The sequence below is a fragment of the Streptomyces sp. TRD_SC_5 genome, assembly GCF_056836825.1.
Genome location: NZ_JBWZZS010000001.1, coordinates 3,494,828 through 3,507,965, shown reverse-complemented (window position 1 = coordinate 3,507,965; position 13,138 = coordinate 3,494,828). Strand labels below are relative to the sequence as shown.

15 protein-coding genes are annotated in these 13,138 nt (G+C 70.6%); 6 read left to right on the top strand and 9 right to left on the bottom strand.

Annotated features, from left to right (window positions below; genetic code table 11):
- Positions 1–148: 148 nt before the first annotated feature.
- Together AC1P0E_RS16290 and AC1P0E_RS16285 are read right to left on the bottom strand one after the other, a co-directional pair.
- The gene (locus AC1P0E_RS16290) at positions 149–646 is read right to left on the bottom strand and encodes a DUF5949 family protein (RefSeq protein WP_482742887.1); all 498 of its coding nucleotides are present in this window, start codon (positions 644–646) and stop codon (positions 149–151) included.
- 165 nt (positions 647–811) lie between these two features.
- Entirely contained in the window at positions 812–1,174 is a 363-nt protein-coding gene (locus AC1P0E_RS16285) for an ArsR/SmtB family transcription factor (protein WP_482742886.1), read from the bottom strand.
- A 58-nt stretch (positions 1,175–1,232) separates the two neighbouring features.
- Here AC1P0E_RS16285 and AC1P0E_RS16280 point away from each other — a divergent pair, with 58 nt between their 5' ends.
- Complete coding sequence (locus AC1P0E_RS16280) at positions 1,233–2,174, top strand: endonuclease/exonuclease/phosphatase family protein (protein WP_482742885.1); 942 nt, start codon at positions 1,233–1,235, stop codon at positions 2,172–2,174.
- A 48-nt stretch (positions 2,175–2,222) separates the two neighbouring features.
- Here AC1P0E_RS16280 and AC1P0E_RS16275 read toward each other — a convergent pair whose 3' ends face one another.
- The 6 genes from AC1P0E_RS16275 to AC1P0E_RS16250 all read right to left on the bottom strand — a co-directional run bounded on the left by AC1P0E_RS16275 (position 2,223) and on the right by AC1P0E_RS16250 (position 7,299).
- Positions 2,223–2,816, bottom strand: coding sequence for a CAP domain-containing protein (locus tag AC1P0E_RS16275; protein WP_482742884.1), 594 nt, complete (start codon positions 2,814–2,816; stop codon positions 2,223–2,225).
- 40 nt (positions 2,817–2,856) lie between these two features.
- Entirely contained in the window at positions 2,857–3,267 is a 411-nt protein-coding gene (locus AC1P0E_RS16270) for an ATP-binding protein (RefSeq protein WP_482742883.1), read from the bottom strand.
- 61 nt (positions 3,268–3,328) lie between these two features.
- A complete protein-coding gene (locus AC1P0E_RS16265) occupies positions 3,329–4,519 on the bottom strand; it encodes a PP2C family protein-serine/threonine phosphatase (RefSeq protein ID WP_482742882.1) in 1,191 nt (396 codons plus the stop codon).
- Between the two features lie 99 nt (positions 4,520–4,618).
- A complete protein-coding gene (locus AC1P0E_RS16260) occupies positions 4,619–5,122 on the bottom strand; it encodes a MarR family winged helix-turn-helix transcriptional regulator (RefSeq protein WP_482742881.1) in 504 nt (167 codons plus the stop codon).
- Positions 5,123–5,186: 64 nt separating this feature from the next.
- Entirely contained in the window at positions 5,187–6,065 is an 879-nt protein-coding gene (locus AC1P0E_RS16255) for an RNA polymerase sigma factor SigF (RefSeq protein WP_482742880.1), read from the bottom strand.
- 124 nt (positions 6,066–6,189) lie between these two features.
- Complete coding sequence (locus tag AC1P0E_RS16250) at positions 6,190–7,299, bottom strand: serine/threonine-protein kinase (protein WP_482742879.1); 1,110 nt, start codon at positions 7,297–7,299, stop codon at positions 6,190–6,192.
- Positions 7,300–7,510: 211 nt separating this feature from the next.
- Here AC1P0E_RS16250 and AC1P0E_RS16245 point away from each other — a divergent pair, with 211 nt between their 5' ends.
- From AC1P0E_RS16245 to AC1P0E_RS16230, 4 genes are all read left to right on the top strand, one after another.
- Positions 7,511–8,113 (top strand): redoxin family protein, encoded by a 603-nt coding sequence (locus AC1P0E_RS16245; protein WP_482742878.1) that lies wholly within the window; start codon positions 7,511–7,513, stop codon positions 8,111–8,113.
- A gap of 6 nt (positions 8,114–8,119) precedes the next feature.
- Positions 8,120–8,992 carry a cytochrome c biogenesis CcdA family protein gene (locus tag AC1P0E_RS16240; protein ID WP_482742877.1) on the top strand — a complete coding sequence of 291 codons (873 nt, stop codon included), beginning with the start codon at positions 8,120–8,122 and terminating at the stop codon, positions 8,990–8,992.
- A 98-nt stretch (positions 8,993–9,090) separates the two neighbouring features.
- Positions 9,091–9,687: an RNA polymerase sigma factor gene (locus AC1P0E_RS16235; RefSeq protein ID WP_482742876.1), complete on the top strand. Its 597-nt coding sequence runs from the start codon at positions 9,091–9,093 to the stop codon at positions 9,685–9,687.
- The gene (locus AC1P0E_RS16230) at positions 9,675–10,676 is read left to right on the top strand and encodes a CU044_5270 family protein (protein WP_482742875.1); all 1,002 of its coding nucleotides are present in this window, start codon (positions 9,675–9,677) and stop codon (positions 10,674–10,676) included. Before AC1P0E_RS16235 ends, AC1P0E_RS16230 begins: the two co-directional genes overlap by 13 nt.
- 30 nt (positions 10,677–10,706) lie before the next feature.
- Here AC1P0E_RS16230 and AC1P0E_RS16225 read toward each other — a convergent pair whose 3' ends face one another.
- Positions 10,707–11,447: a PP2C family protein-serine/threonine phosphatase gene (locus AC1P0E_RS16225; protein WP_482745776.1), complete on the bottom strand. Its 741-nt coding sequence runs from the start codon at positions 11,445–11,447 to the stop codon at positions 10,707–10,709.
- A gap of 250 nt (positions 11,448–11,697) precedes the next feature.
- Here AC1P0E_RS16225 and AC1P0E_RS16220 point away from each other — a divergent pair, with 250 nt between their 5' ends.
- Positions 11,698–13,125, top strand: a complete 1,428-nt coding sequence (locus tag AC1P0E_RS16220) for a family 2B encapsulin nanocompartment shell protein (protein WP_482742874.1) — start codon at positions 11,698–11,700, stop codon at positions 13,123–13,125.
- The last annotated feature ends 13 nt before the right edge of the window (positions 13,126–13,138 follow it).

Below are 13,138 nucleotides of genomic sequence, written 5' to 3'. Positions count from 1 at the left end.
CGCTCCCCCTCCTGGGTGGTGGCCCCGAGCCGGCGTCCGGCCGGGACGCGGTGGAGACCTCAGCCACTCCTTCCGCCCCTGGTCACAGCCTTCAGGCCCTGCAGACGCAATTCATCTGCAGGGCCTGAAGGCTGTCGATGGTCCGGGATTACTTGCGCAGAGTGGTCACCGGAATCACGCAGTGCGCGGAGGCCGCGAGTACCTCCTCGTTGGCGATGAAGGCCTTCAGGTCCTCGGCCTCGACGGGGACGCCGGGGGTGCCCTCCGGCCACGGGCGGGTCGTGAAGATGAAGTGCACGTGCTTGCGCTTGAGGGCCGCGGCGGTCCACTCCTCGGGGACGAGGCACTGCACCCGCAGGCTCGGCATCGTCAGTGACGCGCTGCCACTCTCGAGAAGAAGGTTGACCGGCTCCTTGGACTTGGAGGCGTCGAAGATTCCCTCGCCCACCGGGAGGCCGGTCTGCTCGAGGAGCAGCCGGACGGCCTGCTCGCCGGCCTCTGGCCCAGCCGTTCCGTCGCCGAGCGAATACGCGAGCAGGAATGCCATGTCGCGGCCGTCGTCAATATTCTCGCCCGACCATGCGATTACCGAGATAGTTCCCAAGTGGCTTTGTTCGACAGCGGTTTGAGCGGTCTGTGAGGTCATACAGCGGGACCCTAATTGCCCGGAGCGGGTACGCCCGTCCATAAGTCACCCGGTCGGGCTAACCGGATTTCCTCAATACCTCTTACGAGGGCGGTCCTTCCGTCACGCCGCGGGGTGCTCGGTGGGGGCGTGCTCGTCCCTGCGGATCGGGAGCGGTTGTTCGGGTCAGGTGGTGTACTGGCCCAGCATCTTGCTCATCGCGGCCAGTACTGACGGCGCCACCCGGTAGTAGACCCAGGTGCCGCGCCGCTCGGAGGTCAGCAGGCCGGCTTCTTTCAGCTTCTTCAGGTGATGGCTCACCGTGGGCTGTGAGACGCCCACGTCGGAGATGTCGCAGACGCACGCCTCGCCGCCCTCGTGCGACGCGACGGCGGAGAAGAGGCGCAGCCGGACCGGGTCGCCCAGCGCCTTGAACATGGCGGCCGTGCGGACTGCTTCCTCGGCCGAGAGCGGGCGCTCGTTCAGCGGCGGGCAGCACGGCTCGACGGCGGTCTGTTCCAGTAGCGGCAACGCCTTCACATTCGACATGCATCTATGTTGACACATATCGAAGCAGGTGGGGGGTGCCGACCGTTACGGTCGTGCGATGAGTCGGCTGCGGTGGGAGTGGGGGCGGGGGGTCGTCCTTGGCGTGCTCGCCGTGGTGGTTGCCGGTCTGCTGGTCTTCCATTCGGCCGTGCCCGACATGGCAGGGCGCCCCGGCAGCCTCCTGGAGACGTTCCTGCCCTGGCTCGGGCTGGCCGTTCCCGTACTGCTGGCGCTGTCGCTGCTGCGCCGCTCGCTCGTCGGACTGGCGGCCCTGCTGCTGCCCGTCGCCGCCTGGCTCGGTGGCTTCGGCCCGATGCTGCTGCCGGCGGACGACTCGGCGTACGACCTCGTCGCGGTTCAGCACAATGTGAGTGACGAGAACGCCGACCCGGTGGGTACGGCCCGGGCCCTGATGAAGGCGGGTGCCGGGCTTGTCGCTCTTGAGGAGCTGACTGCGGATGGTGTTGATGTGTACGCATCGACGCTCGGGGAGGAGTATCCGCACCACGGGGTGGTGGGGACCGTCGGGCTCTGGTCGAAGTATCCGCTGACGGGCGTGCGGCCGGTGGACATCAAGCCGGACGGTATCGGGGCCGGCTGGAACCGTGGCCTGCGGGCCGATGCACGGATGCCGGGAGGGGAGGTGGTCGCGGTGTACGTCGCGCACCTGCCGTCCGTACGGATGGGGCCTGCCACCGGTTTCAGCTCGGGGTGGCGCGACGAGAGCGCCGTGCTGCTGGGTGCGGCTCTGGCTGAAGAGCCGCGGGAGCGCGTGATCCTGCTCGGCGACCTCAACAGCACGGTGGACGACCGTGGGCTGGACCCGGTCGGCGAGCAGCTGACGTCGGCCGGGGCGGGTTTCGCCTTCAGCTGGCCCGCGTCCTTCCCCGTGGCGCGGATCGACCAGGTCATGACCCGCAAGGCAACCGTCACCCGGGTGTGGTCGCTGCCCGCGACGGGGAGCGACCATCTGCCGGTCGCCGCGGGCATCAGGCTGTGACGGGTCACCGTTACCTTCGCCGCCGTGGCCGGTGGGCAGGGGTGGGAGCTAGCGCGGGGTGGCCAGGAGGAGCGTCCACCAGCCCTGGCCCCGGCGGGCGCTGAAGCCGACCCCCGCGTGGCGGTACGCGCAGGTGAGCATCGCGGCGCGGTGGTTCGGGCTGTTCTTCCACAGGCGGAAGGCCGTGGCCGCGTTCGGCTTGGAGCGGGCGAGGTTCTCGGCTGCCCGGCGCCAGCGGTACCCCTCGTCCGTGAGCCGGTCGCCCGGGCCGGACGTGTGGGGGCCGGTGTGGGAGAGCACGCCTACGCGGGCCATGTAGTCGCTGTGGCGTTGGGCGGTTCTGGTGACCGTGCGGTGGATTCGTACCGGGCGGCAGCCCTTGCGGGCCCGCTCGCGGTTCAGGAGGCGGATCACGGCTGCCTGGGTCTGGGGCCGGTACTGCTGCGCGGCGACGGGGGGCCGCCAGGTGTCCTGCCAGGGGTCCGGCAGCGGGTAGCTCGTGTGGGGAGGGGGCGGCTCGGCCGGACGGGTGCTCGCGGGCGGGGAGTGGGCCGCGAGGCCGGCCATCGAAAGGGTCAGGATCCACAGTGCGGTCGCGGGCGCGGTACGGCGTCTGACGCTTCGTCCGTTCGGTCTGCGCACGGATGCCCCTGTCTCTTCGGCGACTGTGGGGACAATCGTGTCAGAGGCTGACGGCCGCGCAGATCTTCTTGCCGCCATCGGGGGAGGGGGTGACCGTGACGAAGCGGGCCAGGAAGTTGACCAGGGTGAGGCCGTAGCCGCCCTCGTAACCGGTGATGTCCGGGTGGCGAGGGCGCGGGCGGGCGGGGCTCGGGTCCTGCACGGTGATCTCCACCGTGTTCCGGGCCGCGGTCAGCCGCAGCTTCGTGATGCCACCTGCGTGTCGCAGCGCGTTGGTGACCAGCTCGGACACCACCAGCACCACGTTGTCGGTGGTCTCCGGGGTGGGCGCCGGGGCCAGATCGGACAGGAACTCGCGCGCGGTGTCGCGCGCCTCGGCGGCCGTGTCCGGACGGGTGGTCCTCTCGGCGACGCCCGGCCTTCGGTCGCAGGTTGCCTGCGTGCGGTTCATGTCATTCACCCCCGTTTGATGGAAAGCCCCGCTCTGGTGACCCTGGGGCTTCTGCCCCGCTTCACTGCGCGCTAACTTCGCGCGTCGCCCGGCCGAACCAATCGAGACAGACGACGAGGGCATCGTCGGAGGGGTCCACGTCGGTGCCACGGTACGACGCCAGCTCCTGGAGGACCGCACGGGGTACCGCGGCGGCGGGCAGCAGGCTCGCGGCCTGGATGGCGCGGGTCAGTGCGCGTTCGCCGTATGTCTCGCCCGTCTGGGTGGCGGCGTCGTACACGCCGTCGCTGACGAAGATCAGCCGGTCGCCGGGGAGTGCGCGGAACTCCTGGGCGGCGTACGCCGTCTCGTCGAACATGCCGAGCGGCAGCTGCGCCTCGAAGGGCACGCGCTCGACGCTCTTGTCGCGCTGCCGCCACAACCGGGGGGACCCGGCGTCCACGACCTGGACGTGTCCGGTGGCGAGCTCGAAGGAGAGCAGGAGGGTCGAGACGTACGCCTCGCCGCGGTGCTGGCCGTAAATGGCCTGGTCGGCGAGGGCGGCCTGGTCGGCGATGCCGATGCCGGCCCGGCGGGCATTGCGCAGGGCGTTGACGGCGAGGTTGGTGAGGAGGGAGGCCTGGATTCCCTCGCCCATTCCGTTCGTGACGGTGAGGGTGAGGGTCTCGGCGGTGGTGGCCCAGTCGAAGTTGTCGCCGTGGATGGCGTACGCGGGCTCCAGCTGGGCTCCGATGGCGTACTCCGGGCGGGAGCACGCGCGGCCGGGGAGCAGCTGCCACTGCATTTCGGCGGCGAGGGTGAGGCGGCTGGAACGGCGGGCCCGGAGGTACAGGTCGGTGTCGCGCTCGGCGACGACGATTTCGTGCCCGAGGACCTCGGCGAGTTGGGTGAGCTCGTCGATGACCTCGGGCGTGCATCTGTGTTTGGTCAGGCGCACGGTGAGGATGCCGAGTCTGTCTCCGCGGACGGTCACCGGCAGGTGCAGGTCGACGGCGCCGTCCTGGGCCACGTACTGCCCGTACGGCTCCTGGCTGCCGAAGGCGCGGCCTTCGGGGCTGGAATGGAGCCGCAGGGCCTGTGCGGTGTGGGGCAGGGCCGTGACGGGCTGGAGGACCGTGAGGCTGTAGTCGGCCATCAGGAGGTCGACGTCGGTGGCCTCGTAGTGCTCGACCAGTGCGGCACGTGCCGTATCGAGGAGGGCGTGCGGTGCGGCGGTGCGCACGGCGCGCTCCACGGCCAGGAAACGCGTCACGGTCGGCGGTCCTCTTTGTCGGGAGCTGAGTGGGGGCGAGATTTTCGGGACGGTGCAGCGTAACGGCACGGCCGTTGAGCAGCGACTGCCGGTCCCGGGCTAGGCGGGGCGTACTACGCGTATGCGGGAGCCGTCCGCCGTGTCGCTGCCGTCGACCACGGCCGCGGCGGCGTCACGGAACGCGCTGAGGCCCTTGGCCAGCTGTGCGAGCGTTTCGGGGGTCATCGTCTCGAGTACGGGGGCGAGCTCCCGCACCTGGAACTCGCGTACCTCGTCGAGCAGGGCGCGTCCCGGCCTGCTGAGGTAGAGCTGCACTTCGCGGCGGCTGGACGGGCTGAGGCGGCGTTCCACCAGGCCGGCCGCCTCCAGGCGGTCGCACAGCCGGCTCGTGGCGGGAGGGCTGGATCCGAGCGTCGCGCCGAGGGCCCGCAGGTTGCCGCCCTCAAGGCGCTCGATCGCCAGCAGCGCGCGAAGCTGCGACGGCGAGATGGGCCCGGCCGGGGCTTTCAGCTGCACCCTTCCCCACAGGACCGCGAGCAGATCCGTCACCTCGGACGCGATGTGCGCCGGGTCTGACGGGGTCGACGGAAGTCCGGGGGGCATCGTTCCACTGTGCCACCTCGGGCGCGGAGATGTCGGTACGGGCCCCGGCGGGCCCGGGCCGCCGTCAGTGCTCGTCAACCAGCATCCCGCTGCGCAGCCGCTTCAGTACGCGCGACAGGAGCCGGGACACCTGCATCTGGGAGACGCCGAGCTCCGCGCCGATCTGCGCCTGGGTCAACTCCTGGCCGAAGCGCATCTCGACGATGCTGCGTTCGCGCGCGTCGAGCCGCTCCAGGAGCGGCGCCAGGGTGTGCAGGTTCTCCACGCTCTCCATGGCCGGGTCCGGCTCGCCCAGCCGGTCGGCGAACGTCCGGCCCTTCGCGTCCGCGCCGTCACCGCTGTCGCTGGGTGCGTCGAGGGAGCCCGCGGTGTAGCCGTTGGCGGCGACGAGGCCCTCGATGATCTCTTCGTCGGAGAGGTCCAGGTGCTCGGCGAGCTCCTTGACGGTCGGCTCGCGGTCCAGGCGCAGGGAGAGCTCCTCCTTGGCCTTCGCGAGGTCGACGCGCAGCTCCTGGAGCCGTCGCGGGACGTGGACGGCCCAGCTGGTGTCCCGGAAGAACCGCTTGATCTCGCCGACGATGTACGGCACGGCGAAGGTGGCGAAACCGACCTCGCGGCTCAGGTCGAACCGGTCGATGGCCTTGATCAGGCCGATGGTGCCGACCTGGACGATGTCCTCCATGTCGCCGCCACCGCGGTTGCGGAAGCGGCCGGCGGCGAACCGTACGAGGGACAGGTTCATCTCGATGAGGGTGTTGCGCGCGTACTGGTACTCGTGCGTGCCCTCTTCGAGCACCTGGAGCTGGTCGAAGAAAAGCTGCGACAACGCGCGGGCATCCTTGGGCGCGACCTTGCCGGCGTCCTCGATCCAGGGCAGCCCCCCGATCGACTCCGCATCGGTGGCCACAGCCTGCTCGGAAACCGTCGTCGTCGTGCTCGTCATAGCCCTAGCCCTCCCAGTATTCGGACCGTCAAGAACCGCTCCTGCCCCGAACTCGCGGTCTCATGCGAAAGTCACTCTCCGTATTTTGGGAAGGGGTTTCGGGTAACAGTCCGTAGTGAAAGCGCTAGGGTGACCCGGTGGTGGCCGTGGGGCCGGGCTCCGGGGTGTCGGCGGAGCTGGGCTCCGGGGACAGCCATGCCATACCGATGAGTACCGCCGCCAGGAAGGCGATGGCACCGGCGATCGCGCTCGCGACGCGGGGGCGGCGGCGTACGAACTTCCGGGTGCTCGGCCGCTGCATGGGCGGCGCCGCGCGGCGCCGGGACGCCGGGCGCGCGGTGCCTGTGGGCGGCAGCGAGTACGTCGTCGTGGACAACGGCGCGGGATTGTTCCCCGGGAGCGGCGGGGGGAGGGGCTCGGGGTGGCCGCGCCAGGAGTCCTGGCGGAACCAGTCGGCGGCCTGCTGGGCGGTCGGCCGGTCCTCGGGCTGCTTGGCGAGCAGCCCCAGCAGGTACGCCTCGAAGGGGCCGGGCACGTCGACGCCGAGGTTCCGCGGCGGTACGGGCGCGGCGTCGACGTGCTGGTACAGCGTGCCGGTCGCGGTGTCGGCCTGGAACGGCGGGCGGCCCGCGAGGAGCTGGTAGAGGACGCAGCCCAGGGAGTACATGTCGGAGGCCGGGCCGGCGGGTCTGCCCAGTGCGCGCTCCGGAGCCAGGTAGAGGCTGGTGCCCACGATCTGGCCGGCGGTGGTGAGCGCCGTGGCGGGGTCGTCGACGAACTGGGCTATGCCGAAGTCCGCGATCTTGACCGTACCGTCGTGACTCGTCATCAGGTTGCCGGGTTTGATGTCCCGGTGCACGACTCCCTGCCGGTGGGCGGCGGCCAGTCCCGCCGCTGCCTGGGCGGCGATGCCGGCGACCCGCTCGGCCCGCAACGCGCCCTCGGAGACCAGGGTCTGAGCCAGGCTCGTTCCCTCGACGAGTTCCATGACGAGGTAGAAGCGGTCCTCCCACGCCCCGAAGTCGAACACCGCCACCAGGTGAGGGTGACTCAGCCGGGCGGCGGTCTGGGCCTCCAGGCGGAACCGGGCCGCGGCCGACGCGTCGGCCCCGTTGCCGAGCAGCAGCTTGACGGCGACTGGCCGGCCCAGCACCTCGTCCGTGGCCCGCCAGACCTCGCCCATCCCGCCCCGCCCGATGGGTGTGTCCAGCCGGTATCTGTCCGCCACCAGCACTTGCGCACCAACCCCGATTCACTCTGACAATCTCAAGGCTGCTGAACCTACTTCACCCTGTTGTCGCCCCTTCCGGTGAGGGCGGAAGTTACGTAGGGCTCGGGTCGGGCCGTCGTCCGGTGCCGTCATCGAACCGTAAGCACCTGGCCCGCCGTTCTGCCGGTCCGGTGGATCTACATTCGGATTCGAATCCCGAACACCTGGAGCAGACATGCGTGCCCGCTCGTTCCTTCCGGCCCTCGTGGCCGCCGCTCTTCTCACCGTGACCGGCTGCGCTTCCGACGGCGGTTCCCCGTCCCCCGGTGACGCCGCCGAAAGCTCCGCCACGGGCACGGCCGGGACCACCGCGCCCGCGGCCGGTTCGACGACGGGATCTGGCGACGCGGATTCCACCGGCTCCGCGGACGTGCCCGAAGCACTGCGCTTCACCGGCACCACCGTCGACGGCAAGTCCTTCGACGCCGCCACCCTCGCCGGAAAGCCCGCCGTGCTGTGGTTCTGGGCGCCCTGGTGCCCCAAGTGCCGTGCCCAGGCGGGCGAGACCGCGAAGGTCGCCGCCGACTACGCCGGCAAGGCCAACGTGGTCGGCGTGGCCGGGCTCGACAAGAACCCCGCCATGCGTGATTTCGTGTCGTCCACGGACACCGGGTCCTTCCCGCACCTCTCGGACGAGAACGGCGACATCTGGAAGCGGTTCGAGATCACCGAGCAGAGCGTGTACGTCGTCCTCGACAAGGACGGCAAGACCGCCTTCAGCGGCGTGCTCCCCGGCGGCAAGGGGCTCGCCGACAAGGTCGCGAAGCTCACCGGCTGACCCGCGATGCCCACCGATCTGCCTCTCGCCCTCGCCCTGACCGCAGGGATGCTCGCCGCCGTCAACCCGTGCGGGTTCGCGCTCCTCCCCGCCTACCTCTCGATCCTGGTCCTCGGCGGCGACTCGCCCACCCGGGCCGTCGCGGTCGGCCGCGCCCTGACCGCCACCGCCGCCGTCACGGCCGGCTTCGGCGCGCTCTTCGGCGTCTTCGGACTGGCCGTACTGCCCGTCGCGGGGCAGGTGCAGCAGCATCTGCCCTGGTTCACCGTCGTCTTCGGGGTGGTCCTCGCCGGGGCCGGCGCGTGGCTGCTGGCGGGGCGTCAACTGCCGGCGCTCGCACCGAAGGTGCGGCGCGCCCCGAAGGTGACCCGGGCCGTACCGTCCATGGCGCTGTTCGGCATGGCGTACGCGACCGCCTCCCTCGGCTGCACCATCGCCCCGTTCCTCGCCATCGTCGTGTCCGCGTTCCGCAGCGGCTCGACGGTGAACGGCGTCGCGTTGTTCGCGGCGTACACCGCGGGCATGGGGCTGATCGTCGGCGCGGCCTCCCTGACCATCGCGCTCACCCGCTCCACCGCCGTCTCGCGCCTGCGCCGCTTCGGGGCGGTCGCGCCCCGGATCGGGGGCGGGCTGCTGCTGCTCGCCGGGGCGTACGTCGCGTACTACGGCTGGTACGAGATCCGGGTGCTGCGCGGCGACCAGGTCACCGATCCGGTGGTGGACGGGGCCGGCGCCGTACAGCGGAACATCGCCGAGGGCCTTGACGCGGCCGGGACACTGGTGGTCGCCGCCGTGTTCGCCGTACTGCTGACCGCCACTCTCGCGCTCCGCCATCGCCGGCGTCGCCGCAGCGCGCGGGAGGGCTCGGCCTCGTCGTAGGCCGTCCTCCTGGACCGTCTCCGTACTGCCGTGAACCTTCGCGGGCCCACCGGGGAACAAGGGGTGACACGCTCACCGCCGTCCCCCTAGGAGCCGAAGTGACCGGACCCCCGGCCACCCCCGACGACGCCGAAGTCGTCGCCCAGTCGCTGGAGCAGCCGGAGATCTTCGCCGGCCTGTACGACCGCTACGCGCCCGACATCCGTCGTTACGCCGCCCGCCGCCTCGGGGAGGGCGCGGCGGACGACATCACGGCGGAGACGTTCCTCATCGCGTTCCGCAGCCGCCGCCGGTACGACACGGCCCGCGCCAACGCCCGGCCCTGGCTCTACGGCATCGCCGCCAACCTCATCGGCAAGCAGCGGCGCGGCGAGGAACGGGCGCTGCGTGCCCTGGCCCGTACCGGCGTGGACCCGGTCGCCGCGTCCTGGAGCGAGCGCTCCGACGAACGGGTCGCGGCCCAGGCGCCGCTGGCCGGTGCGCTCGCCGGGCTCTCCTCCGGCGACCGGCACGTCCTGCTGCTCGTCGCCTGGGCCGATCTCGGCTACCAGGAGGTCGCCGAAGCCCTCCACATACCGCTGGGCACGGTGCGTTCCCGGCTCAACCGTGCCCGCCGCAAGGTGCGTGAGGCGCTCAGTGCCGACCCCGCGTTCGCCCCCGACGTCATGGAGCTGAACCCGTCATGGACGAAATGACCGAGCTGCGCGCCATGCGCGCCGACGCCCCCCTTCCCGACCGCGCCGCGCTCGCTCCCGGCAGGCAGCGGCTCACCGAAGTGTGCGCGGGGGGACGGCGGGGCCGCCGCCTGCGCCGCCTGCGCGCCGACTGGCGCATCGCCTCCGTCGGCGCCGCCGCGGCGATCACCGCGGCGGCTCTGCTGGGCACCCAGCTCGGCGGCGCGTCGGCTCCCGCCCCCAGCGGGCCGGCGGCGTCGGACGTACTGAACCTCGGCAGCCCGGCCGAGGTGCTGAACCGGGCCGCCGACGCCGTGGAGCGGCAGCAGGCCGGCCCTGAGCCCCGCGCCGACCAGTGGATCTACACGAGGACGGTGTACGGCAAACAGGCCGACCCGGTGGGGGGCGGCGGCTCCGTCGGGTTCGACGTCTCGTACGACCCCGACACCTGGCTGCCGTACAACAATCCGGCGGCCGAGAACGGGAAGGAGGACGACGAGTACTCGGCCCGTCAGATCTACCGGGCCGCCGCCGCCCTGCCCGACGACCCTGAGCGCCTGCTGGAGAAGGTGCGTGAGTTCTACCCGACGGGCAACGGAAAGAACGGGCCGCCCGAGGACGAGGCCCGGCACAGTTTCCGTGCGGTGGGTCTGCTGATCGAGTCGTACCCGCTGACGCCCGAGTCCCTCGCCCGGCTCTACCGCGCGCTGGCCACGGTGCCCGGCGTGGAGGTGACGGACCATCTGGTGCGGGACGCGGCGGGCCGCGAGGCCGTCGCGATCACCAGGCAGGAGGACGAGGGGCTGCACTGGCGCCGCGAGATCCTGATCGACCCGCGCGAGTACGGCTACCTGGGCAAGCGCGACGTGGTCACCGAGGACTACGCGTACACCCTGAAAATGCCCGACGGGAAGAAGGGCCCGAAGCAGGAGCACAAGGCGGGGGACGTCCTCTACAGCGTCGCCCGGACGAAGGCCGCCGTGGTGGAGGCGAAGGGGCTGACGTCGTGACGGCCTGACGTGCCTGACGGCCCGGAGCCGCTATTCGCCGATGCGGACCATCGCGAGCGTGATGTTGTCGGGGCCGCCGGCCTCGATGGCCGCCTTCCACAACTCGAAGGCGGCCCTTCCGCCGTCGTGCTCGCGCAGCACGCTGTCGATCGCTTCGTCCGGGCACGGGTCGGTCAGCCCGTCGGTACACACCAGGTAGCGATCTCCGGTGGAGAGCGCGTGGGCCGTCACATGGGGCGTGACGGCGCTGAACACGGGGCTGCCGCCGAGCGTCTGTGTGACGGCTGACGTGGTTCGACGTCCCGGCGCCGGCAGCGGGCTGTCGTCCACGCTCACCTGCCGGAGCCCGTCACGGCCCGCGGCGAACACCTTGCTGTCGCCGACGTTGAACGACAGCAGTGAGTCCGCCAGGACAACGGCGCCCGCGACCGTGGTCCCCATGGTGACCAGTTCCGGGTCGCCGTCAGCGGCTGAGTAGACCGCTTGGTTGCAGATGCTCAGAGCATCACGTACAGGCTCTTCGCCGTCCAATGAAGGTCCGAGCGAGGCAAGTTGGCGGACGACCAGTGAACTGGCCACCTCCCCGGCCGGCTGCCCGCCCAGCCCGTCGGCGACGGCGACGACAAGCGGTGTGCCGAGGGGAAACACCAGCGTCTGGGGATTCTCGGTCACCGTGTCGCACAGGGTCCACGGCCCGACGACGAGGCTGTCCTCGTTGTGATCGCGAATCAGCCCGGTATGGCTCAAGGCAGTCACGGTTATGTACGGCACCGGAATGTCCCGCCTCTCCGGAATGGAAGGCATGTCCTCACTTCCATTGTCACGCCGCGACCGGGCGGGAGTGGGCCGGTGCGGATCGGAGGGGGCGCGCGGGGCGTGAAAGGGGGCGCGCGGCGCTGACGACGAGCTTCTGATCACCCGCGCGTCTGTCACGGAAAGTAACGTTACTCCGCCATTCTCCTACCGAGAGTAATCACGCCTGGCTGTTCTGCCGGGCGGAGCCCAGGAGGAGAGGCAGTCGATGTCGGTCGAGACGAGCGCGCCCATGGTGGCGAACACGGTGGAAGAGGAGCAGAAGCAGCAGAGCCTGAGTACGGCGGCCGCGAGGAATCTCGCGACGACGACCAAGTCCGAGCCCCAGATGCAGGGGATCAGCTCGCGCTGGCTGTCCCGGATGCTGCCATGGGTGAATGTCGCGGGCGCCACCTACCGGGTCAACCGCCGGCTCTCGTACTCGGTCGGTGACGGGCGGGTCACCTTCATCAAGACCGGTTCGAAGGTCCAGGTGATCCCGGCCGAACTGGGCGAGCTGCCGCTGCTTCAGGGCTTCAGGGACGGTGACGCCCTGGGAGCGCTGGCGGAGAAGTTCGTACAGAAGGAGTACGAGCCCGGCCAGGTCATCGTGCAGGAGGGCCGCAAGGCTGATCACGTCTACCTGATCGCGCACGGCAAGGTGGAGAAGATCGGTGAGGGGCCGTACGGCAACGAGTCGGTTCTGGGCCGGCTGGCCGACGGGGACACCTTCGGCGGCAAGGTGCTGTCCGGGAAGGCCCTCAAGTGGGAGTTCACGGTCCGCGCGACGACCACCACCACGGTGCTGGCGCTGCCGCTCACGGCGTACAAGGGGGTGGCCGACCGGTACGAGAAGCTGAAGATGCACGTGCAGGAGGTCAGCTCCAACGGGCACCAGCCGATGAACCGGCACGGTGAGGCCGACATCGCGATGGGGTCCGGGCACATCGGCGAGGCGCTGCTGCCGGGCGCCTTCGCGGACTACGAACTGAAGCCGCGCGAGTACGAGCTGAGCGTGGCGCAGACCGTGCTGCGCGTCCACAGCCGGGTCGCCGACCTCTACAACGAGCCGATGAACCAGACCGAGCAGCAGCTGCGGCTGACCATCGAGGCGCTGCGCGAGCGCCAGGAGTACGAACTCGTCAACAACAAGGAGTTCGGGCTGCTGAACAACGCAGACTACGACCAGCGGATCTCGACCCACTCGGGCCCGCCCACCCCCGACGACCTGGACGAGCTGCTGAGCATGCGGCGCGGCACCAAGTACATGTTCGCCCACCCGCGCGCGATCGCCGCCTTCGGCCGGGAGTGCAACAAGCGCGGCATCTACTTCACCCCGGTGGAGGTGAACGGCCACCACCTGCCCGCCTGGCGGGGTGTGCCGCTGCTGCCGTGCGGCAAGATCCCGGTCACCAGCTCGAACTGCTCCTCGATCATCGCCATGCGTACGGGGGAGAGCGACCAGGGTGTGATCGGCCTGACCCAGACCGGGATCCCGGACGAGTACGAGCCGGGGCTGAACGTGCGGTTCATGGGCATCGACGACAAGGCGATCATCTCGTACCTGGTCAGCACCTACTACTCCGCCGCGGTGCTCGTACCGGACGCGCTGGGCATCCTCGAAAACGTCGAGGTCTCCCGTACGAACGGGGGCTGACGGCGGTGTCGTT